Origin of the sequence: Phenylobacterium sp. (assembly GCF_030697305.1) — a bacterium.
Lineage (GTDB): Bacteria > Pseudomonadota > Alphaproteobacteria > Caulobacterales > Caulobacteraceae > Phenylobacterium.
On the sequence record NZ_JAUYQL010000010.1, the window covers coordinates 1 to 20,808 of the forward strand.

At 69.0% G+C, this 20,808-nt stretch carries 25 protein-coding genes; 12 read left to right on the forward strand and 13 right to left on the reverse strand.

The features are described 5' to 3' along the window. Positions 1-122, forward strand: a 122-nt coding sequence (locus Q8R27_RS00870) for an aldehyde dehydrogenase family protein (protein WP_305697293.1), incomplete at its 5' end; no start/stop codon positions are given. Positions 123-129: 7 nt separating this feature from the next. On the opposite strand, the gene Q8R27_RS00875 is transcribed toward Q8R27_RS00870, so the two are convergent. Further along, positions 130-1,398, reverse strand: coding sequence for an adenosylmethionine--8-amino-7-oxononanoate transaminase (locus Q8R27_RS00875; RefSeq protein WP_305697232.1), 1,269 nt, complete (start codon positions 1,396-1,398; stop codon positions 130-132). Between the two features lie 64 nt (positions 1,399-1,462). Here Q8R27_RS00875 and bioF point away from each other — a divergent pair, with 64 nt between their 5' ends. Together bioF and bioD are read left to right on the forward strand one after the other, a co-directional pair. After that, positions 1,463-2,617: an 8-amino-7-oxononanoate synthase gene (gene bioF / locus Q8R27_RS00880; protein ID WP_305697294.1), complete on the forward strand. Its 1,155-nt coding sequence runs from the start codon at positions 1,463-1,465 to the stop codon at positions 2,615-2,617. 4 nt (positions 2,618-2,621) lie between these two features. After that, positions 2,622-3,308 carry a dethiobiotin synthase gene (gene bioD, locus Q8R27_RS00885; protein ID WP_305697233.1) on the forward strand — a complete coding sequence of 229 codons (687 nt, stop codon included), beginning with the start codon at positions 2,622-2,624 and terminating at the stop codon, positions 3,306-3,308. On the opposite strand, the gene Q8R27_RS00890 is transcribed toward bioD, so the two are convergent. Beyond that, positions 3,286-5,757 (reverse strand): TonB-dependent receptor, encoded by a 2,472-nt coding sequence (locus Q8R27_RS00890; protein ID WP_305697234.1) that lies wholly within the window; start codon positions 5,755-5,757, stop codon positions 3,286-3,288. The genes bioD and Q8R27_RS00890 overlap by 23 nt on opposite strands. 180 nt (positions 5,758-5,937) lie before the next feature. Continuing rightward, positions 5,938-7,122, reverse strand: coding sequence for a Na+/H+ antiporter NhaA (nhaA, locus tag Q8R27_RS00895; protein ID WP_305697235.1), 1,185 nt, complete (start codon positions 7,120-7,122; stop codon positions 5,938-5,940). Between the two features lie 50 nt (positions 7,123-7,172). Here nhaA and Q8R27_RS00900 point away from each other — a divergent pair, with 50 nt between their 5' ends. Beyond that, positions 7,173-8,591: a protein adenylyltransferase SelO gene (locus tag Q8R27_RS00900; protein ID WP_305697236.1), complete on the forward strand. Its 1,419-nt coding sequence runs from the start codon at positions 7,173-7,175 to the stop codon at positions 8,589-8,591. 9 nt (positions 8,592-8,600) lie between these two features. Here Q8R27_RS00900 and Q8R27_RS00905 read toward each other — a convergent pair whose 3' ends face one another. Genes Q8R27_RS00905 through Q8R27_RS00915 form a run of 3 tightly spaced genes read right to left on the reverse strand, consistent with a single transcriptional unit; the run spans position 8,601 to position 10,998 of the window. Then, complete coding sequence (locus Q8R27_RS00905) at positions 8,601-9,518, reverse strand: DMT family transporter (protein WP_305697237.1); 918 nt, start codon at positions 9,516-9,518, stop codon at positions 8,601-8,603. Beyond that, a complete protein-coding gene (gluQRS, locus tag Q8R27_RS00910) occupies positions 9,511-10,365 on the reverse strand; it encodes a tRNA glutamyl-Q(34) synthetase GluQRS (protein ID WP_305697238.1) in 855 nt (284 codons plus the stop codon). The genes Q8R27_RS00905 and gluQRS overlap by 8 nt, the downstream gene beginning before the upstream one ends. 9 nt (positions 10,366-10,374) lie before the next feature. Then, positions 10,375-10,998, reverse strand: a complete 624-nt coding sequence (locus Q8R27_RS00915; protein WP_305697239.1) for a TetR/AcrR family transcriptional regulator — start codon at positions 10,996-10,998, stop codon at positions 10,375-10,377. Between the two features lie 704 nt (positions 10,999-11,702). On the opposite strand from Q8R27_RS00915, the gene Q8R27_RS00920 reads away from it, so the two are divergent. The 4 genes from Q8R27_RS00920 (at position 11,703) to Q8R27_RS00935 (ending at position 13,772) form a co-directional block, all read left to right on the forward strand. After that, positions 11,703-12,263: an HNH endonuclease gene (locus tag Q8R27_RS00920; RefSeq protein WP_305697240.1), complete on the forward strand. Its 561-nt coding sequence runs from the start codon at positions 11,703-11,705 to the stop codon at positions 12,261-12,263. Positions 12,264-12,353: 90 nt separating this feature from the next. After that, positions 12,354-12,545 carry a hypothetical protein gene (locus tag Q8R27_RS00925; RefSeq protein ID WP_305697241.1) on the forward strand — a complete coding sequence of 64 codons (192 nt, stop codon included), beginning with the start codon at positions 12,354-12,356 and terminating at the stop codon, positions 12,543-12,545. A 49-nt stretch (positions 12,546-12,594) separates the two neighbouring features. Next, positions 12,595-12,723 (forward strand): hypothetical protein, encoded by a 129-nt coding sequence (locus Q8R27_RS00930; protein WP_305697242.1) that lies wholly within the window; start codon positions 12,595-12,597, stop codon positions 12,721-12,723. Between the two features lie 185 nt (positions 12,724-12,908). Then, on the forward strand, positions 12,909-13,772 hold the full coding sequence (locus Q8R27_RS00935) for a fumarylacetoacetate hydrolase family protein (RefSeq protein ID WP_305697243.1): 864 nt from the start codon (positions 12,909-12,911) through the stop codon (positions 13,770-13,772). Here the strand turns inward: Q8R27_RS00935 and Q8R27_RS00940 are convergent. After that, entirely contained in the window at positions 13,769-14,137 is a 369-nt protein-coding gene (locus Q8R27_RS00940; RefSeq protein WP_305697244.1) for a hypothetical protein, read from the reverse strand. The two genes, Q8R27_RS00935 and Q8R27_RS00940, sit on opposite strands and share 4 nt — an antisense overlap. A 188-nt stretch (positions 14,138-14,325) precedes the next feature. On the opposite strand from Q8R27_RS00940, the gene Q8R27_RS00945 reads away from it, so the two are divergent. Next, positions 14,326-15,303 carry a zinc-binding dehydrogenase gene (locus Q8R27_RS00945; protein WP_305697245.1) on the forward strand — a complete coding sequence of 326 codons (978 nt, stop codon included), beginning with the start codon at positions 14,326-14,328 and terminating at the stop codon, positions 15,301-15,303. Positions 15,304-15,312: 9 nt separating this feature from the next. On the opposite strand, the gene Q8R27_RS00950 is transcribed toward Q8R27_RS00945, so the two are convergent. The 5 genes from Q8R27_RS00950 to Q8R27_RS00970 all read right to left on the reverse strand — a co-directional run bounded on the left by Q8R27_RS00950 (position 15,313) and on the right by Q8R27_RS00970 (position 18,429). Then, positions 15,313-16,047: a dienelactone hydrolase family protein gene (locus tag Q8R27_RS00950; protein WP_305697246.1), complete on the reverse strand. Its 735-nt coding sequence runs from the start codon at positions 16,045-16,047 to the stop codon at positions 15,313-15,315. Positions 16,048-16,133: 86 nt separating this feature from the next. Continuing rightward, on the reverse strand, positions 16,134-16,658 hold the full coding sequence (locus tag Q8R27_RS00955; protein ID WP_305697247.1) for a hypothetical protein: 525 nt from the start codon (positions 16,656-16,658) through the stop codon (positions 16,134-16,136). 61 nt (positions 16,659-16,719) lie between these two features. Continuing rightward, positions 16,720-17,298, reverse strand: a complete 579-nt coding sequence (locus Q8R27_RS00960) for a demethoxyubiquinone hydroxylase family protein (RefSeq protein WP_305697248.1) — start codon at positions 17,296-17,298, stop codon at positions 16,720-16,722. Then, on the reverse strand, positions 17,295-17,810 hold the full coding sequence (locus Q8R27_RS00965; protein ID WP_305697249.1) for a disulfide bond formation protein B: 516 nt from the start codon (positions 17,808-17,810) through the stop codon (positions 17,295-17,297). Before Q8R27_RS00965 ends, Q8R27_RS00960 begins: the two co-directional genes overlap by 4 nt. Positions 17,811-17,850: 40 nt before the next feature. Then, positions 17,851-18,429 (reverse strand): YqaA family protein, encoded by a 579-nt coding sequence (locus Q8R27_RS00970; protein ID WP_305697250.1) that lies wholly within the window; start codon positions 18,427-18,429, stop codon positions 17,851-17,853. A gap of 169 nt (positions 18,430-18,598) precedes the next feature. Between Q8R27_RS00970 and Q8R27_RS00975 the strand changes: the two genes are divergently transcribed. The 3 genes from Q8R27_RS00975 to Q8R27_RS00985 all read left to right on the forward strand — a co-directional run bounded on the left by Q8R27_RS00975 (position 18,599) and on the right by Q8R27_RS00985 (position 20,485). Continuing rightward, the gene (locus tag Q8R27_RS00975; protein WP_305697251.1) at positions 18,599-18,982 is read left to right on the forward strand and encodes a hypothetical protein; all 384 of its coding nucleotides are present in this window, start codon (positions 18,599-18,601) and stop codon (positions 18,980-18,982) included. 76 nt (positions 18,983-19,058) lie between these two features. Beyond that, on the forward strand, positions 19,059-19,967 hold the full coding sequence (locus Q8R27_RS00980; protein ID WP_305697252.1) for a fumarylacetoacetate hydrolase family protein: 909 nt from the start codon (positions 19,059-19,061) through the stop codon (positions 19,965-19,967). Beyond that, positions 19,964-20,485, forward strand: a complete 522-nt coding sequence (locus tag Q8R27_RS00985) for a MarR family winged helix-turn-helix transcriptional regulator (protein WP_305697253.1) — start codon at positions 19,964-19,966, stop codon at positions 20,483-20,485. The genes Q8R27_RS00980 and Q8R27_RS00985 overlap by 4 nt, the downstream gene beginning before the upstream one ends. Here Q8R27_RS00985 and Q8R27_RS00990 read toward each other — a convergent pair. Further along, positions 20,451-20,783, reverse strand: coding sequence for a hypothetical protein (locus Q8R27_RS00990; RefSeq protein ID WP_305697254.1), 333 nt, complete (start codon positions 20,781-20,783; stop codon positions 20,451-20,453). The two genes, Q8R27_RS00985 and Q8R27_RS00990, sit on opposite strands and share 35 nt — an antisense overlap. Positions 20,784-20,808 lie beyond the last annotated feature (25 nt).

Here is a 20,808-nt window from a genome sequence, read left to right on the forward strand (position 1 = left end):
TGGCTCCGTTCGGTGGCTTCAAGATGAGCGGCAACGGGCGCGAGTGGGGCGACTTCGCCTTCCACGAATTCCTCGAGACCAAGGCGATCCTCGGCTACCAGGCCAAACCCGCGGCGGAGTAGGGCCGGCTCAACCGCCGCCGAGCACCTTGCGCATGGCCCCGGTCAGGCGCTCGAGCTCGACGTCGGAGGTGATGTAGGGCGGGGTGAGGTAGACGACCTTGCCCATGGGGCGGATCCAGACGCCTTCAGCGACGAAGCGGGCGCAGAGGCCGCCGATGTCGACGGGGGTGTCGAACTCGACGACGCCGATGGCGCCCAAGGTGCGGACATCGACGACGCCCGGCGCATCGCGCAGGGGCGCGAGGCCCTCAGCCATGCCACGTTCCAGCCGTGCGACGTCGGCCCGCCAGGCGCCGGTTTCGAACAGGTCGAGCGAGGCGTTGGCCGCCGCGCAGGCTAGCGGATTGCCCATGTAGGTCGGCCCATGCATCAGCGCCGCCCCGGCGTCGTCCGACCAGAAGGCGTCGAACACGCGCCGCGAGGCGATCGCCGCTGACAGCGGCAGGGTGCCGCCGGTCAGCGACTTCGACAGTGTCACGATGTCGGGGACCACGCCTGAGCCCTGACAGACGAACAGGTCGCCGGTTCGCCCGAAGCCGGTGAAGATCTCGTCGAAGATCAGCAGCACCCCGTGGGCGTCGGCCGCCTTTCGCAGCCGCGCCAGCACGACGTCATCGTGGAACAGCATGCCGCCAGCGCCCTGCACGCGCGGCTCGACCACGATGGCGGCGATCTCCGACCCCTTCCGCGCCAAGAGCGCGTCGAGGGCCGCTTCGGACGCGGTGTCTACCGGCAGGGCGGCGATGTGCTGGGCGGGCAGCACGCCGGCGAACAGGCTGTGCATCCCCTCGTCGGGATCACACACGGTCATGGTGGCGAGGGTGTCGCCGTGATAGCCGCCGGCGAAGGCGAGGAACCGGGTGCGCCCCGCGACGCCGCGGTTGATCCAGTATTGGAGCGCCATCTTCATGGCGATCTCCACCGAGACCGATCCTGACTCGGCGAAGAACACGTGGTCCAGATCGCCGGGCAGCAGGGCGGCCAGCCGCGCCGCCAGCCGGTAGGCCGGCTCATGCGCCAGCCCACCGAACATGATGTGCGGGGCCAGCGACAGCTGACGCTCCACCGCCTCGCGGATATGCGGGTGGTTGTAACCGTGGCACGCCGTCCACCACGAGGCGATGCCGTCGACCAGCTCGCGCCCATCTTCCAGGATCAGCCGCGCGCCCTGCGTGCGGGCGACCGCCAGCGGCGCTGGCGCGGTCTTCATCTGGCAGTAGGGGCGCCAGACGTGAGGCGCGCCTTCAGTGAGCCAGGCGGGTTGCGGCGCGGACATGGCTTAGGTCTCCTCAGGCGTTGCGCGCCTTTTACCGGATGCGAAGCTGGTGCATACGCCGCCGATGACCACCGACACCCTCACCGTCTTCGCCGCCGGCAAGCTGGCTGAGCTGGACGCCAAGAGCCTGAAGCGCACGCTGAAGCCCACGCACAGGCTGGACGGCCTGTGGGTGGAGCGCGAAGGCCGCAGGCTGCTGTCGTTCTCGTGCAACGACTACCTGAACCTGTCGCACCACCCGGCGGTGAAGGCCGCAGCGATCCGCGCGGTGGAAACCTATGGCGTCGGCGCCGGCGCGTCGCGGCTGATCACCGGCGACCACCCGCTGTTCACCGCGCTCGAGGCCCGGCTGGCGGCGCTGAAGGGAACGCAAGCTGCCTGCGTGTTCGGATCGGGTTATCTGGCCAACGCCGGCATCATCCCGACCTTCGCCGGGCCCGGCGACCTGATCGTGGTCGACGAACTGGCGCATTCCTGCATCTGGGCCGGCGCCAAATTGTCGGGGGCTGAGACCATCGCGTTCGCCCACAACGACGTCGCCGACCTTGAGCGGGTGCTGGCGGAGCGCCGGCCTGGGGCGGGCCGGGCGCTGGTGGCCACTGACGGGGTGTTCTCGATGGATGGGGACCTGGCGCCGCTGGACGCGATCAGCGCCGCCTGCCTTGCGCACGACGCCTGGCTGCTGGTCGACGACGCGCATGGGCTGGGCGTGGTCGGCGGCGGGGCGGGCTCAGCGCGGGCGTTCCCCAATGCAAGGGTCGACCTGCAGATGGGCACCCTGTCGAAGGCGGCCGGCGGCTACGGCGCCTATGTCTGCGCCAGCCAGCCGGTGGTCGACCTGCTGAAGACCCGCGCGCGCACCCTGGTCTATTCCACCGGCCTGCCGCCGGCGAGCGCCGCGGCGGCGATCGCCGCGCTGGAGGTGATGGCGGCCGAGCCCGAGCGGGTGGCCGCGCCGCTGGCCAAGGCGCAGCGGTTCACCCGCGCGCTGAACCTGCCGCTGGCCCAGAGCTGCATCGTGCCGATCGTGCTGGGCGAGGCCGAAACGACGCTGGCGGCCGCGAGGGTGCTCGAGGACCAGGGCCTCCTGGCCGTCGCCATCCGTCCGCCGACCGTGCCAGCCGGCACCGCGCGTCTGCGCATCGCCTTCACCGCCGGCCATACCGACGCGGAGGTTGATCGGTTGGCCGAGGCCGTGCGCCGACTGATCCCGGCCTGACGCCATGGTCAGCATATTCGTCGCAGGCTCGCATACGGACGTCGGTAAGACCTACGCTGCCTGCGCACTGATCGGCGCTGCGCGGGCGCGGGGTATGTCCGTCGACGCGCTGAAGCCGCTGGTCAGCGGCCTGGATCCGGACGATTGGGCGGACAGCGATCCGGGCCAGTTGCTCAAGGCGCTTGGCCGGCCGCTGACGCAGGCGACGCTGACGGCGATTTCGCCGTGGCGGTATCGCGCGCCGCTGGCGCCGCCAATGGCGGCCGCGTTGGAAGGCCGGCTTGTGACGCTGGCCGAAGTGGCCGCCTTCTGCCGCGCCAGCCTGGAGGCCTCGACTGCGAGCCTGACCCTGGTCGAGGGCGTTGGCGGGGTGATGTCGCCGGTCGCCGAAGACGCCACCTGCCTGGACCTGATCCACGCCCTGGGCGCGCCGGCGGTGCTGGTCGGCGGCGCCTACCTGGGTTCGATCAGCCATACCCTGACCGCCGCCGCGGTGTTGGTCGCGCGCGGGATCGTGGTCCGCGCCATCGTGGTCAGCGAGGGCGACGATCCCTCAGCGCCGGATTTTCGCCAGACCCTGGCCAGCCTGTCGCAATTTGCTTCAGCGCCGGTGGTCGCCGCCCCACGCGGTCAGACCGCATGGGCCGGCGACGTGCTCGACCTGCGGATCAGTGGCGCAGGCGCAGGGTGACGCCATAGGTGCGCGGCGCCCCCAGGAAGGCGTCGTAGACCGCGATCGCGTCGCTGTCGTTGAACTGGTAGGGCCCATTGAACCCGACCTGCAGGTAGTCCTGGTCGAACAGGTTTTGCGACCACAGTTCGATCGCCCAGCGCTCGTCGCGTGATCCGAAGCCGATGCGGGCGTTCACCAGCACCAGGTCGTCCTGGATCTTCGACGGATGCAGGTCCGATCCGGTGTTGTAGCTGGATGTGTACTTGCCCGACATCGAGGTGCGCAGGGTCAGGTCATCGCCCAGGTCGCGCTCATAAGACCCGGCCAGCGTCGCCGACCAGAGCGGTGCGAAGGAGATGCGCGCGCCAGGCAGGCGCCGCAGGCTCGGGTAGCGGGTGGCGACCTTGAGATCGGCCGCGGTGAACGGCGAATACTCCGTCTGGGCGTAGGTGACGCCACCCTGCAGGGTCAGGCCGTCGATCGGCGGGGTATAGATGAAGTCCGCGTCGACCCCGCGCGAGACGACCTCGGGGATGGTCTCGACGATGAACTGAGCACCCTCGAAGGTGTTGAGCTGGAAGTCGGTGAAGGTCTGGTGGAAGGCGGCGGCGTTGAGGATCAGCGCACCGTCGAGCCAGGAGGTCTTGGCCCCAAGCTCATAGGAGTCGACGAGTTCGGGAGCGAAGCTGGTGTCCGGGTTGGCGGCGAAGTTGGGGCCGGTCGGCGTCAACAGGACGCGGCCCTCGCGGTCCAGGTTATAGCCGCCCGCCTTGTAGCCTCGCGAATATGAAGCGTAGGTCATAATTCGCGAAGTCCAGCGATAGGCTAGTTTCGCCGTGCCGGAGACCTCTTCCTCCTTGCGCGATTGGCGCAGCAGGCCGAGGTCGTCGAAGTCGTTGTTCAGGGTGTTGATGCACATCCCGCCGACCAACTGGAGGGCCGTCGGTTGGCCGACCAAGCCGGCGATGGTCCCGAACGCCGCCTCGCCTTGGTCGCAGGAGCTGGAGGTGGTGGTGTAGCGGGAGTCGATGTCCTTTTCATCGCGGGTGTAGCGAAGGCCCACGGTCAGCTCGAGGGCGTCGGTGACGGCGTAGCTGTTGTTGGTGAACAGCGCCCAGGTGGTGTCGTCCTGGTCGAAGGTGTCGTCCTGTCCGCCGTCCTGGCGATAGATCGAGCCCGGGACCAGACCCAGCGCGGTGGGGATGCCGCCGAGCACGCGGCTTGCCCAGTAGGCGTAGAAGTCGCTGCCGTAGAACAGCAGCGAGCGGGATTTCAGGTTCTCCTTGGCGTAGAAGCCACCGACCAGCCAGTTCAGCGGCCCGGCTTCGCCCGCCAGACGCAATTCCTGCGAGACCTGCTCGAACTCCACCTTGTTGCGGCCGTCGCCCGGACGATAGAGCAGGTCGGCGGCGGTGAAATCGGTGTCCTGGCCGGTCGCGGTCTTCCAGTCCCGCCAGGCGGTGATCGAGGTCAACGCCACCGCGTCGTTGACTTGCCATGTGGCCTCCGCCGACAGGCCCATGTCCTCGACGTCCTGGTTGGTGTCGCGGTTGGCGTAGCCCTGACGGTCGAAGGGCGTGCTGGTCGGGTCGATCGAGCCGGCACGCACGGCGTTGATCGAGCTCGCGCGGCTGCCCGGGCCGGCGCCGACCGATAGCTGCACGCCAACGCAGCAGAACTCCTCGCGCTTGGTGTAGTCGCCGATGATCCGCAGGTCGAAGCTCTCGAGCGGGCTGAACAGGAGCTGGCCGCGGACGGTGTAGAAGTGCTGGTCGTTGTCGTCGGTCTGGCCGCGTGGGCCGGCGCCGGTGAACACGTCCTGGAAGCCGTCGCGGGCGCGGGCTGCGGCGAACACGCGGCCGCTGAGCGCGTCGGTGATCGGTCCGCTGAGCGAGCCGGAGAAACCCACCGCCCCGTAGTTGCCGACGCTGAATTCGGACTCCGCCTGGACGTCGCGGGTCGGCGGCGCGGTGATGATGTTGATCACGCCCGCCGAGGTGTTCTTCCCAAACAGGGTGCCTTGCGGACCCTTGAGGACCTCGATGCGCTGGACCTCTCCCAGGTCGCCGAAGCTGACGCCGTTGCGGGGACGATAGACGCCATCGATAACCACGCCGACGCTGGACTCAAGGCCGGGGTTGTCGCCCACCGTGCCGACGCCGCGGATGCGCGCGGTCACCACAGTCTCGCTGGTCGTCGAGGTGACGGTCAGGCCGGGCGTCAGGATGGTCAGCTCGCGGATGTCGCGTACGCCGCTGTCTTGCAGCGTCTGGCCGCTCAGCGACGTGACCACGATCGGCACGTCCTGCAGGCGCTGCTCGCGCTTCTGGGCGGTGACGATGATCTCGTCCACCACGCGGGCCGAGGCGTCGGACGCCTGGCCCGGGTCTTGGGCCTGGGCGGCGGAAACCAGGATGAAGGTGGAGAGGACGGCGAGCGAGGCGGAGGTGCAAAGCATCCGGCGCATGTCGGTCAGGACTCCCTAAGTGGCCGGCGATGTAGTCTCGCCGCGTCGAGTCAGGCGCTCCCCCAGGTCAACTTAGGCCAAGGGGCGGTCGCGGCAAGTTCCTGCGGCGACCGTGTTGAGTTGGCGACAGCATGTGCTGTTATTGCCACGAAGCGGTTAAGGAGCGCTGCCGTAGGCGCGTCAGGCGCGCGGTGCGTCATTCCGCCGCGACTGCGACCAGGCCAGCACGGCCATGCCGACAAGGGCCGAGGCGAGGGATCCCGCCACCACGCCCAGTCGGGATTGCGCCTGGGCCAACGGGTCGGCGAAGGCCAGCCCCGCGATGAACAGGCTCATGGTGAAGCCGACACCGCAGAGGATCGACACGCCCAGCAGATCGGTCCAGCGCGCACCCGTAGGCCGGCGCGCCAGTCCCAGGCCGATTGCCAGCGCCGCGGCCCCGAACACACCCACCGCCTTGCCGATGAACAGGCCCACTGCGATTCCCACCGGCAAGGGCTGGAAGGCCGCGCCCGGCGGGCCGTCGGCGAGCGAGAACCCCGCCGCCGCGAAGGCGAACAGCGGCAGGATCAGGAATGCGACATAGGGGTGAAGGGCCGTCATCAGCTCGTGCAGGGCGCTGGCGCCGCCCGGCCGGCGTGGCTCCAGTGGTACGGTGAGCGCCGCCGCGACCCCCGCCAGCGAGGTGTTCACGCCCGACTTCAGCGTGAAGGCCCACAGCAGCAGGAAGGCGGCCACGTAAAAGAAGTAAGGCGCGCGACGCCACTGCGACATCGCCGCGAGCACGGCGAGCGTCGCGCCAGCGCCGGCCAGGGTGCGCCAGTCGATATGGGTGCTGAACAGCACGCCGATCAGCACCACGGCGGCGAGGTCGTCGGCGATCGCCAGCGTCAGTAGGAAAACCCTGAGCGATGGCGGCAGACGCGGACCGGCGATGGCGAGCGCGGCCAGGGCGAACGCGATGTCGGTGGCGGTCGGGATCGGCCAGCCGTTGGGGTGTCCGCCAGGCCCCGCGTTGATCGCCCAGTAAAGCAGCGCCGGGATCACGACGCCGCCGACCGCGGCCAGAACGGGAAGGGCGAGACGCCGCGGATTGGACAGTTCTCCGCGCAGCACCTCGTATTTGATCTCCAGACCGACGACGAAGAAGAAGATCGCCATCAGACCGTTCTTGATCCACTTCAGAACGCTCATCGTCTCGTCGAAGGCGCCGATCTGGATGGTGACCTGGTGGTCGACAAAGGCGAAGTAGGCGCTCGATGCCGGTGAATTGGCCGCGGCGATCGCCAGACCCGCGGCGGCGACCAGGATCAGGCCGGAACCGGTTTCGGTCTTGAGGAACTCGAGCGTGGAGCGGGTCGACATTGGCCTTGCCTAACACAAGCCGTGCGGGTGCGCAGGCGCAGGAGAACGAGATGCCGACCGGCCCGCTGTATCGCCCGGATCCGCGCCTGCCAGAGCTGGGCCCGGAGTTCGCCGACCCGGTGGCTGCGGCGGATTTCCCGGAGACGATCCTGCGCTTCCGCAACGATAGGGCCGCGGCGAGCGTCGGGCTGGAGAGCCTGACAAACGCCGAATGGGTCGGCCATTTCGGGCGATTCGAGCCGCTGCCGGGCAACATCGATCCTCCGCTGGCCATGCGCTACCACGGCCACCAGTTCCGCCACTACAACCCGGAGCTCGGCGACGGGCGCGGTTTCCTGTTCGCGCAGCTTCGCGAGGCGGGCGCCGGCCGTTTGCTGGACCTCGGCACCAAGGGATCCGGTCAGACGCCATGGTCGCGCACCGCCGACGGCCGGCTGACTCTGAAGGGCGGCGTGCGCGAGGTGCTGGCCACGGCTTTGCTGGAGGCGTTGGGCGTGCCGACCTCGCGCTCGTTCTCGCTGGTTGAGACCGGCGAGGACCTGACCCGCGGCGACGAGCCCAGCCCGACGCGGTCTGCGGTGCTGACCCGGCTGTCGCACAGTCACATCCGCTTCGGCACTTTTCAGCGCCACGCCTTCTTCGAGCGCGCCGATCGAATCGAGGCGCTGATCGATCATGTGATCACGCTCTACTATCCGGAGCTGGCGGGCGAGGCCGATCGGGCGACGGCGCTGCTGGGCGCTGTGGTGGCGAAGTCGGCCCGGCTGGTGGCGCGATGGATGGCGGCGGGCTTCGTGCACGGCGTGCTGAACACAGACAACATGAACATCAATGGCGAGAGCTTCGACTACGGGCCGTACAGGTTCCTGCCGCTAAGCGACCCGAACTTCACCGCGGCCTATTTCGACGGCGCCGGCCTCTACGCCTTTGGCCGCCAGCCGGAGGCGGTGTTCTGGAACCTGCAGCAACTGGCCGGCTGCCTGACCTTGGTCACCAGTCAGGATGCCCTGGTCGGAGCGCTGAACGGGTTCGCCGAGGCCTATCGGCGCGAGCTGGCCGGCGCGGTGCGCGAGCGGTTGGGGCTGGCGCCCGGCGAGCCGCAGGCGGAGGCCGAACTGGCGAACGCCGCGTTTCGGGCGTTGGCGGCGGGCGGGGCCGATCTGCGCTGGGAGCCGTTGTTCTTCGACTGGTTCTGCGGCGACGAGGCCCGCGCCCTGGCCGGGCCCCGCGCGCCCCTCTACGCGAAGGAGGAGTTCGCGGATTTCCGCGCCAAGCTCGCAGACTTCACGCCCGAGCGGCCAGAGCGTCTGAGCGCGCCGTGCTTCGCCGCTCCCGAACCGCAGGAGCTGATCTACGAGGAGATCGAAGCCATCTGGGCTGGCATCGCGCAGGACGACGACTGGGGCGCGTTCTCGGCCAAGCTGGCGGCGATCGAGACGGCGCGCACGGGCTATGGGCTCACGCCGTGAGCGTGCTTGTCAGCCTGCCGGGTTTGCTTTTCGGGGCGATGCGCTGACGGTTCCGGCGACGCGCTGGGCGAGGATCACGCCGCCTAGCGCCAGGGCCGCTCCCGCCGCCTGGCGCGGGCCGACGGCCTCGGCGAACAGCAGCCATCCGAAAATCGCGGCGACGACCGGTTGAACCAGGATCACCACCGAGGCGGTGGCGGTCTCCAGCCGACCCAGCGCCCAGGCGATCGCGCCCTGGCCGGCGACGTGGACGACGCCCAGGCCGACGCAGGCGGCCCAGCCGGCGCCGCCGCGCGGGATGATGTCTTCCCCCAGCGCCGCCGCGGCGATGAACAGCAGCGGCATGCCGACGAGCGATGACCAGAACATCACCATCGTCGCGGCCTGGGTGCGCCGTGCGACCCCGATGGCCAACATGTAGAAGGCGTACCAAAGCGCTGTGGTCAGCGCGAGGCCGTCGCCCAGCGGCGGGTCGCGCCCTGCAGCGCCCTCCCGCCCGACGGTCATCAGGGCGGCGCCCGCCACCGCCAGCGCCACCGCCGCAAGGAAGGCCGGCCGCGGACGCTGTCCGAAGGCGAACCAGGCCACGGCGGTGACCACGACCGGCGTCAGGTTGGTCAGCACGGTGGCGTTGGCGACCGAGGTGTAGGCGAGGCTGTAGTGCCAGAACCCCATGTCGAGCGCGAACATCACGCCAGCCAGCAGGGCGGCGGGATGCGGCCGCAGGCTCGACCCCGGCGCGGTGCGCAGCGCGATCACCGCCAGCATCGGCAGGGCGAAGGACAAGCGCCAGGCGCCGGCCGCCGCCGGGCCGGTTTCCGTAAGGCGCGCCAGAATCGGCGCCAGACCGATCACCGCGGCGCCGAAAAGCAGCGCCGCCAGCGCCTTGCCGCGGGATCCGGCCGCGGGCGCGGGGGCGTCAGTCAAGGCCGAGCTCGGCGATCAACTGTGCGGGGGTCACGCCCCGCGCGCGCAGATCGCGCAGCGTCTCGGCGCGGTCGCGCTTGGCGAACCGCCGGCCATCCGGGCCAAGCAGCAGGCGATGATGGGCGTAGGTCGGAGTGGGAAGACCAAGCAGCGCCTGCAGCAGCCGCTGCACGTGGGTGGCCTCGAACAGGTCCTGGCCGCGTATCACCTGGGTCACCTCCTGCAGCGCATCGTCGACGACCACGGCGAGGTGATAGGCGACGCCGACGTCCTTGCGCGCAAGCACGACGTCCCCCCCAAGCTCCGGCCGGGCGGAGATCAGGCCTGTCTCTTGGTTCGGTCCGTTACCCCGCTCGACGAAGCTTAAGGCGCCGAAGCCCCCGAGGTCACGCGCCGCGGCGTCGAGCGACAGACGCCAGGCGTACGCCTCGCCCGCCGCGAGGCGACGGGCTTCGTCGTCGGGGGCGAGCGGGCCGCCTCGCCAGGCCTCCATGGCGCCGTGCGGCGCGCGCTCTATATCCTCGGCGATCTCGCGGCGCGTGCGGAAACATCGATAGACCAGGCCGCGCGTCTGCAGCCGATCCAGCGCCGCGCGGTAGTCGGCCATGTGCTCGGACTGGCGGCGCACCGGCTGCTCCCAGGCGAGCCCCAGCCAGGCGAGGTCCGCGAGGATCGCGTCCTCGAAGGCCGGACGGCTGCGGGTCGCGTCGATGTCCTCGATGCGCAGGATGAAGCGCCCGGCCCGCGACTGGGCGGCGCGGAACGCGCTCAGCGCCGAGAAGGCGTGGCCGCGATGCAGCCAGCCGGTGGGGGAGGGGGCGAAACGGGTGACGAAGCGATCGGCCACCGGCCGCGTTTAGCGCTTCGGACCTTCGGCGAATATGCCCATGTGCTCGAACACGCCGCGCAAGAAGGCCTCCTCGCCGCCTAGCTGGTCCTTCAGCGGTTGGAACTGCTTGAAGCAGGCCATCTCGGCGAGGCCGTGGGCGGCGCTCCAGGCGGCGACGGCGGCGAGTTCCAGGCCGACGAGATCCGTGGGGTCGAGTCCGGCCTGGACGAGGGCGGTGCGCACCCTGTCGTAGGCGCCGTTGTGGCCGTGCTGGCGATCAGGCAGCGCCTCGCGGTCGCGCGAGCGGTCGTACATCACCCGATACAGAGCCGGATGTTCGCGGGCGAAGCGCACATAGGTCACCCCGACCAGAGCCAGGGGGCCGTAGTTGGAGCCGGACTCGATCCGCGCCTTGGCGAGCATGTCGCCCAGCAGGTCCCAGCCCTGCTCGGCGATGGCCTCGAGCAGCTCGTTCTTGTCCTTGAAGTGATGGTAGGGCGCAGCCGGGCTGACACCGGCTTCGCGGGCGACGGCGCGTAGCGACAAGGCGCTCGGACCTTCGCATTCAAGCAGCCGACGCGCGGCGTCGATGAGACCCCGGCGAAGATCGCCGTGATGATAGGGCCTGCCTCCTACCGTTTCCTCTTTCATTGGGATTCAACATAGGCGGCGATCTTGACGCCGTAAAGTATCTTGACAGCGATTAGATCATGACTATCTTAGCACCGTTCACATGATCCCTCCGCTCCCCCGGAGGGTCCAATTCGAAAGGTGGGCGCAAATGTCTCTCGCAAAGTTCTTCGGCTTCGACCGGATCTTCGACGGCCAGCCTGGTCTCGTGCTTATTCCGGCCGGCGCTGGCGCCTTCGCCTATGCGGTGATCGGCGGCTAACGAACGGTAAGAGTTTAGTATGTTGCGGTGCAACATATATCTTGACGATGTTCAGATACATACTATCTTAGCATCGTTCAAATGATCGCCCTCCGCTCCCTCGGAGGGTTTCCTGAAAGGTTGTGTGTGTGATGTCTCTCGCGAATTTCGAGCGCTTCTTCGACCGCGCCGGACCAGCGATGTTCCTGGCGCTTGGCGGCGCCATCGCTGCGGCGGTGATGGTGGTCGGCGGCTGATCCGGCCATCGAAGCGAACTCAAGACGGAGGGGGCCCTAGCGGCCCCCTTTTTCGTGGTCGCTACGCCGCCTGAGTCATGGAGCTGTCGCGAAATCTAACCTATCGTTATTGGGTCGCGGCGGTCGTACCCCACGATTCGCCGTCAGACGCCCCTCACAGAGGAGTGCGGTCTTCAGTCCGTGTCCGTCTGAGTTAGTCGCAGCCACGCCCCTACGGAGGCGCGCGCATGCAGGTGGTTAGTCACCCGCCCTCCGGGTGGCCCGCCCTGGTGCTGAACGCCGACTATCGGCCGCTCAGCTATTATCCATTGTCGCTCTGGCCCTGGCAGGACGTGATCAAGGCGGTGTTCCTGGAGCGGGTGGACGTGGTCTCCACCTACGACCAGACGATCCGCTCGCCCGCCTTCGAGATGAAGCTGCCCAGCGTGGTCTCGCTAAAGCGCTATGTGGCCCAGGACCGCCCCCCGGCCTTCACCCGGTTCAACCTGTTCCTGCGCGACGCCTTCACCTGCCAGTACTGCAGCGCCGGAGAGGACCTGACCTTCGACCATGTGCTGCCGCGCTCGCGGGGTGGCCGCACCACGTGGGAGAACATCGTCACCGCCTGCGCGCGCTGCAATCTGACCAAGGGTGGGCGCACGCCGCGGGAAGCGGGCATGCACCCGCACTACCCGCCGCGCCGCCCCAGCGCCTTCGAGCTGCAGGACCGCGGCCGGCGGTTCCCGCCGAACCACCTGCACCAGAGCTGGCTGGATTACCTCTACTGGGACGTCGAGCTGGAGGCGTGAGTTGCGCGCCGCCTCGCGCAGGCGCAGGTTCAAGAGCAGAACCGAAGGTGCGTCCTGCGTTCTTCTGGACAACAGAGCAGGTGATCCACGATGGTCGAGAACCAACACCATGCCGGCGGCGCTTATCCGCACGCGCTTCCCACCGAAGGCGAGAGTGTCGAACTGCACATGCTGGCGCTGATCTACGGCGTCGACATGGACACGATGCGCGAGCTGATCGCGATCCATGGGCTCGATCGCGAAGCCCTCGACCGCGCGACAGGGCGCCCGCAGACGGACTGATCCCGCGAGGCTGGAGTCTCATCCGCCAGCGCCTTAAGCTTGCGCCGAGATGACCGCAGACCCCACGCCCCCGCCGGAAGACGCGCCCCCGCCGCGCCGCACAATCACGCTGTGGCCGATGGCGTTCGGCCTCGCGGCCGGCGTCGCACTGGCTTTCGTGTTCGCCAAGCTGTTCTAAGCGTTGCTTCAGCAGGAACGCCCACCGCGCCCGTCGGCGTCGTCTTCGGCAGCGGATGAACGCGCGCCTGGGCGGTCGCCGTCGCACGCTTGATCGAGCGCTGCAACGGTCCTACCAGTCGGAGATCGCATCGACGCGGCGCTCAAGTCCGCGCGTTCCATTATCGCAGGAAACGGCTGGCCATCATGAAACTCGCGACCTTCGTCCGTTCGGGCGCACAGCAGGCTGAGATCGGCGTGGTCACCGACGCAGGCGTGGTCCCCGCGCCGAGCGGCGGAGCGTTTGCGGGCCTCGACATGATCGGCCTGATCGAGCGATGGGACGAACTGAAAGGCGAGGTCGCGCGCTGGTCGCAGGCGGGCGCGGCGCTGCCGCTCGCAAGCGTTCGTCTGCTGGCTCCGATCCCAAGGCCGGGCAAGATGCTGTGCATGGGCCTGAATTACGCCGACCACGTGGCCGAGACCGGCCAGGCAACGCCGCCCAACCAGATCTGGTTCTGCAAGCAGACGACCGCGGCCCATGGCCCCTATGAGCCGATCGACCTGCCTAAGGCGTCCAGCCGCGTCGATTACGAGGTCGAGATGGTGGCGATCGTCGGCAAGAAGGGGCGGCACGTGCCCAAGGACAAGGCGGCCGACCTGTTGTTCGGCTACTGCGTCGGCAATGACGTCAGCGCCCGTGACTGGCAGGTCAAGTCTGCGCAGTGGATGATCGGCAAGTCGTTCGACACCCACGGTCCGTTCGGGCCGTGGATCACCACCGCCGACGAAGTGGGCGACCCGCACGCGCTAGACATCAGCTGCAAGGTCAATGGCGAGACGCGACAGTCGTCGAATACCAAGCACCTGATCTTCGACGTGTTCGATCAGGTGGTCGAGCTCAGTCAGGCGATGACGCTGGAACCCGGCGACGTGATCTACACCGGAACGCCAGGCGGCGTCGGGCTGGCGATGAAGCCGCCCAGCTTCCTGAAGCCGGGCGACACCGTCACTTGCGAGATTTCGAAGCTCGGCACGATCGAGGGCGTGATGACGCCCGAGAGCGCCTAGCGCTTGAGGTAATGGCCGTAGCGGCGCCACAGGTTCTCCGCCGCGGCCAGGCTGGCCTTGCGGGTGCGCGCGTTGGTCAGCAGGGCGGCTGCGGCGGCGACGCCCAACACCCCGACCACGGCGGCGGTGGTCGCGGCGGGCCTGGTCCGGGCGGTCGAGGCCGCGGCGGCGCTTAAGGTTCGGGCGCGACGGCCGCCGGACTCCACAACCTGGCGGGTGCGGTCCTGCGCGCCGGCCGTGGCGTCCCTGAGGTTGGAGACGAAATCCCGACCCGCGGCGGCCAGCATCTGGCGCACACGATCCAGGCTGTCGTCATGCGGGGCGTTGTCAATGTCCGGGGTGACGGGGCCGGTGCGCACGGTCATAAGAAGGCTCGCTTTCGTGGTTGCGGTGTGACGATCGTTCAGAACGCTCGGGACTGAAGGTCGATCCAGAATTTCTGGGCCTTTCCCGCCGCCGCCTTCGCCTATGCTGGGGCATATAACTAACGTCTGTTTCATTGGGCGCGAAGCGAACGCCGCTGTGCGAGCGTTCGGCGCCAAGAGGAAATTCCATGAAAGCTGCCTATCTGAACAGCCCTGGCGGGCCGGAAGTCATCGTCTATGGCGATCTGCCTGATCCGGTCCCGGGTCCCGGCCAGGTGCTGGTGCGGATGCGGGCCACCACCGTCAACCACGTCGACACGATCTGGCGCTCGGGCATCCGTCCGTATTTCAAGATCGTCGCCCCGCACGTGCTGGGTATCGAATTGGCGGGCGAGATCGCCGGCCTGGGCGAGGGCGTCACCAGCTTCAAGATCGGCGACCGGGTGGTCGGGCGACCGAAGACCGGCGCCTATGCGGAGCTGGCGGTCGCTGATGTGAGCGACGTCGTGAAGCTTCCCGACACCGTATCTTTCGAGGACGGCGCCGGCCTTGGCACCACCGGCCCGATCGCGTGGCGCGCCGTGGTGCGCGTGGCCCAGGTGCGGGCAGGCGAAGCGGTTCTGATCACCGCGGCGGCCAGCGGCACAGGCAGCGTGATGGTGCAGATCGCAAAGGCCGCCGGGGCCTTCGTAATTGGAACCGCTGGCGGTCAGCGCAAGCTCGACGTGGTCAGGTCGGTGGGCGCCGACGCGGTGATCGACCACTACGAAGAGGACGTCGCCGCCCGCATCAAGGAGATCACCGACGGCCGCGGCATCGACGCGGCCATCGACGCCACCTGCAGCGCTCCGCTGGTCAACGCGGTGATCGAAGGCCTGCGGCCCGGCGGCCGCCTGGCGATCTACGGCAACATGGCTTCGCCCGAGCTGACGTTCAACGTGCGCAACACGTTCTTCAAGGGCGTGAAGGTGATGGGCGTCCAAGGGGGCGATCCCGCCCAGATCGAGGCGGAACGCGAAGGCGACCTGATCGGCATGCTGCGGCTCGCCGCCGACGGCAAGATCAAGCTGGTCAAGGACAAGATCATGCCGCTGTCAGACGCCGCCGAGGCGCACCGCCTGATGGAATCGCATGCGAGCGGCGGCAAGCTGATCCTTACGAGCTGAGGGCGGCCGTCAGGTCAGGCGGCGGCGGAACAGGGCCAGCAGACGCTCCCAGTGCCGCTCCGCCGCCGGCTTGTCGTAGATCGGCCGAAGCGGGAAGGCGAAGCCGTGGTGGACGCCGGGGTAGATCTCCAGCTCCACGTCCGCGCCGCTGGCGTCCAGCGCGATCTGCAGGGCGGCCACGGTCTCCGGCGGCGCCCAGATGTCGATCTCGGCGCAGGCGAAGTAGAGCTCGGCCTTGGCGCGGCCGGCGACCTTGTGTGGGCTGTCGTCGGCCTCGGTGACCAGGTTGGCGCCGTAGATGGACGCGGCGGCCGCGACCCGGTCGGGGAAGCGGGCGGCGGCGTTCACCGCGTAGGTTCCGCTCATGCAATAGCCCATGCAGCCGATCGGGCCGGGGCTGGCCGCGGCGCGGCCAGCGACCAGGTCCAGGATGGCGGCGGTGTCGTCCATCACCAGAGGGATGGTCAGGCTGTTCATCAGCGAGAACATCCGCGCCCGCTCGGGCGAGCCTTCCGCACCGATCGGGCCCAGTTCCATCGCGCCGGAACGGTAGTACATGTTGGGCAGCACCACATAGTAGCCGGCAGTCCCCAGCCGGCGCGCCATGTCGCGCAGCTCCTCGCGGATGCCCGGCGCATCCATGTAGATGATGATCACCGGGTGCGGACCACCGCGCTCGGGGTGGCAGATGAAGGTGGTCATCGCCCCGTCGCGGGTCGCGATGTCGACGGTTTCCTCGATCATGGAACGCCTCCCCTTGCGCCGGCGATCCTCAGCGTCGCCTGGCCCGCCGCCTATAGGCCAAGCCGGCGCCGCTGCGTCAACTCCAGCTAGATGCGTCGGCGATCGGCGAAGTTGGCCACCGGCTTGAAGTAGCCAATCAGCGATTCGGCGGCGCCGCGCCGCAGGCTCAGCGACCAGCGCTCGAACACCAGCTCGAAGCCGTCAGCGCGCAGGCCTGTGCTCAGCGAGACGATCACCAAGTCGCCGCCGGCTGGCGCGGCGAAGCCGACGCCAAGGTCGCCGCTGCGCAGCCGCAGCAGCGAGCCGCTGCGGAACGCGCGACGGGTGGGCGCGATCAGCACCGGGCGGCCGTCTGCGAGCCCGGGCGCGAAGACGATCTCGTCCTCAAGCGTGCCGAAGGGCCCGGCGAGCGCCGACAGCGGCGTGGCGGTGAATTCGATGGCTTCGACGCCGGTGGCGCTGAAGGTGAGCGCCAACTGATCGGGCCCGTCGACCACGTCGGTGGCCAGGCAAAGCACCGCGCGAAGTCCCTCGGCGGCCACGAACCAGCGTCCGGGCCGAAGCGCGGCCCGGTCCAGAGTGCGGGGAAAGCCTTCGAAGGAGACCGTCATGGACGATCCGCATGTTGCGCCGATTCTGGCGAAGGTTTCAGATCGGAGCGCGTCGCGCGCTTCACAGCTTTTCGCTGACCCGGATCGCCACGCGGCAGCCGGCGCGGATCAGCCCGGACAACAGGCGATGGCCGGGGGCCTCGAGTGCGCCTTCTTCCACGGCGAGGTCCCGGTGCGCCAGTTCCTCCTCGCGGAACGCGGCGAGTTCCTTGGCCAGTTCCGGTTCGCGCTCGGCGATCTCGGCGATCTGGTCGGCGTAGTGCGCCTCGATGACGGTCTCCACCGCTTCGGTGCAGGCGTGGGCGGCCTTGGGGCCCATCAGCGCGGTCCCGGCGCCCAGTGCGAAGCCCGCCAGTCGCCAGATCGGAGCCAGCGCGGTGGGCCGCACGCGCCGCTCGCTGAGCAAGGTCTCGAAGCGGGCGAGATGGCGGGCCTCGTGAGCTTCCATCTCCTGGAGCTGGCCGGCGATCCGCACCTGCGACGCGGCCTCGCCGAGCACCGCGCGCTGACCGCGGTAGATCGAAACGGCGCCGAGTTCGCCCGCGTGATCGACACGCAGGATCTCCGCCAGCCGGTCGGCGCGGGCGCCCGTCCCTGGCCTTGGAGGAACAGGTCTGGGCGGAACCGGCTTGTCGCTCATCGCCTCGACCTCTCGTACAGGGCCGCCTGCAGGCTCAACGCGGCCAGGCCCAAGGAGATAAGCGCGTTCCATCCGGCCATGGAAAGTCCGCCGAACACCCAGGCCGCCTGATCGCAGCTCGGCGCCTTGGCCTTGGCGCCCAGCAAGAGTGAATCCATGGCGGCTGGGCTGACCGAGGCGCCGCTGCTGGCGCACGCCGCGGGGCCGGGCCAGAACTTCCATTCGGCGCCGGCATGCCACACCGCGAGCGCGACGCCGGCCAGGAAGATCGCCCCCAGCAGCAGATCGCTCGGCGCGCGCCAGCGCGGTCCTCCGGGCAGTCGCACCACCGCCATCGACACCGCGGCCAGCGTCCCCGCCACCCAATAGACCTCGCGCTGGCGAAGACACAGGGTGCAGGGGGCGAGACCGCCGAAGTGCTGGAAGGCATGAGCTGCGCCCAGCATGGCCGCAGCCGCGAGCAGCGCGAAGAACCGCCAACGGGTCAGGACAGGGCGCAGGAGGTCGTTCATCGCCGCTGGTATCGCCGCAAGTCACCGCGGCGGCAACGGATCAGTGCAGCAGCTTCCAGGCGAACGCGCCCGCGACCAGCACCACGACGCCGATGATCGTGTAGAGCGTCATGCGCCGCTCGACCTCGGCGCGGATCGCCGGTCCGAAGTACTTGAGCAGCGTCGCGGTGAGGAAGAAGCGTGCGCCACGGGTCAGCACCGAGGCCCAGACGAAAGTGAAGAAGCTGAACTGGGCGAGGCCCGAGGCGATGGTCACCAGCTTGTAGGGGATCGGCGTCAGCCCCTTCACCAGGATGACGGCCAGGCCGTACTTCTCGAACCAGGCCTGGAACGCGGCCTGGCCTTCGGCATGACCCATCAGCGCCAGCAGCCAGTGACCCAGCGGCTCCAGGTAGTACCCGATGGCGTAGCCCAGGCATCCGCCCAGGACCGAGGCCAAGGTGCAGAGTGCGGCGTAGACGTAGGCTCTCTTGGGATTGGCCAGCACCATCGGGGCCAGCATCACGTCGGGCGGCACCGGGAAGAACGAGCTTTCGGCGAACGATACGGCGAACAGGGCGCTGGGGGCGTGGCGGGAAGCGGCCAGGCCCATGACCCAGTCGTAGGCTTTGCGGAGCATCGGCGATCCCGGGGCGGCGGTTGCGTGTTCTGCTAGCAGGCGTCGAGTTAATTGTCCCGCAACGCCGTTGCGGAGACCCGCGCAATCGACCTCCGGCTCCTGGCGCTGTGCGCCCTCCCCATGTTGCGACGCCCAAGGCCCGCCAAAGGTGAATACGCGATCATGTTCGATGCGTGCGCCGCTTGATGTGGACGAGGCGGCCCGGGCGGTGGAGGATGGGCGGAATACGGACCGCTGGCGCAACCCGCCGCGGATCACCAAGGACGTTCTGAGTATGGATTCGGATCTGGCCACGGACCTGCAGGTCGCCGCCGACGAGGAACTCGAGCGCGCGACCCAGATAGAATGGTCGCAACTCGCCGAGTCCATGCCCTGGGGCGACACCTACGAGGGGTTCACGCCGGCCGGCCGCACGGTGTGCTTCGAGCGCGCCTACATGTGGGATTCCAACATGGGCGGCGACATCCGACTTGAGGTCAGCGTTTACGAGCCCAAGGATTACGAGCACGGCGTGAAGGTGACGGTGGTCATCCCGAGCGTGAAGCCGACATGACGCGCGACGCCAGCTGAGGCGGGCGCGCGAACGACCACAGAGACGCCGCCCAGGCGTCCGGCAAGGGAGATGAAGCGTGAAGCTGGCGTCATTGAAGGGCGGTCGCGACGGGCGGCTGGTGGTGGTCTCCCGGGACCTGGCGTGGTTCGCGGACGCAAGCACGGTGGCGCCCACGCTGCAGGCCGCCCTCGACGACTGGGAGCGTTGCGCGCCGCTGCTGATGGGCCTGTCGGAAAGTCTCGAACACGGCTCCGCGCCTCGGGAACGCTTCCGCGAGCATGACGCCGCAAGCCCCCTGCCGCGCGCTCTCCAGTGGTCCGACGGCTCGGCCTACCTGACCTCTCCGACGACCGGCGACCCGCTGATCCAGCAGGGCGCCTCCGACGGCTTCCTCGGTCCGCGCGACGCGCTCGCCATCGCCGATCCGGCCTGGGATCTCGACCTGGAAGCCGAGGTCGCGGTGGTGGTCGGCGATGTGCCGCGCGGCGCAGACCGGGCCACCGCGTTGGCCGCCGTGCGCCTGGTGATGCTGGCCAATGACGCTTCGCCGCGGGGCCTCGCCTTCTCGCCGGTCGCCGTCACCCCGGACGAACTGCCCGGCTGGAGGGACGGCAAGCTGCACGGCGCGCTGGAGGTGGAGCTGAACGGCGCCCTGTTCGGCCGCCCCGACGCCGGCGTCGACATGGCTTTCGACTTCGCCGACCTGATCTGCCACGCGGCCGCGACCCGCAGCCTGGCGGCCGGCGCGATCATCGGCTCCGGCGCGGTGTCGAATCGCGACGACAGCGGCGCGCAAGGCCGCGCGATCAGCGAAGGCGGCGTCGGCTATTCCTGCCTCGCAGAGTTGCGCAGCGTCGAGGCTCTTGCCTACGGGGCGCCCAGGACGCCGTTCCTGCAACCTGGCGACCGGGTGCGGATTGAAATGCGCGACGCCCGCCGCCACTCGGTCTTCGGCGCCATCGAGCAGGAGGTCGTCGGCCTATGAATCTGCGTACGCCGCCACTTCAGGTTGACGACCCGGTCGCCGGCCTGACGCTGGACGCCTACCTGCCATATCGGCTGTCGGTGGCCTCCAACGCGGTCAGCCGGTTGATCGCGCGGGCCTATGAGGACCGCTTCGGCCTGACGATCCCGCAGTGGCGGCTGATGTGCGTGCTGGCCGAGGGCGGGGCGTCGAGCCCGGCGGCGATCGTCGGGCGCACCGGCATGGACAAGGTGACCCTGAGCCGCGCGGCGCACGGCTTGCTGCAACGCCGGCTGGTGGAGCGCGCCGACAACCACGCCGATGCGCGATCCCACCTGCTGGCCCTGAGCACGGAGGGGCGGGCGCTCTATGTGGAGATCGCGCCATTGGCGCTGGCCTACGAGGCGGCGCTGATCGCCGGCCTGGCGCCGGACGAGGTGGCGATGATGAAGCGGCTGTTGCTCCGGCTGCAGTCGGCGGCCGCCGCCCTGGCCGGCGAGAATCCTACTGCGGAAGCGCCCCGGCGTCGGGAAGCTTGACGCTCCAGCGGTGGGAGCCTTCGCCGAACGGCAGGTGAAAGCCGAACGCCGCGCGCTTTTCCTGATCGCGCCAGATGTCCTCGAAGCAGTTGATCACCGCGGTCTCGAGGTCTTCCGGGATGTGCAGCACGTCGACGCCGAACTCGCGCGCCAGTTGTTCGATGACCGTGCGCCGGTGGGCCTGGCCGCCCAGCGCCAGCAGGGTCTCGCGGATGCACTTGGCCATGTCATGGCGGCGCCGTGGCGGACGCTTGCCGCGCCGTTCAACGGCGATTTCCTTGATGGCGATCATGCCCATGGCGCAAGCCTAGATCGTCCCGGTT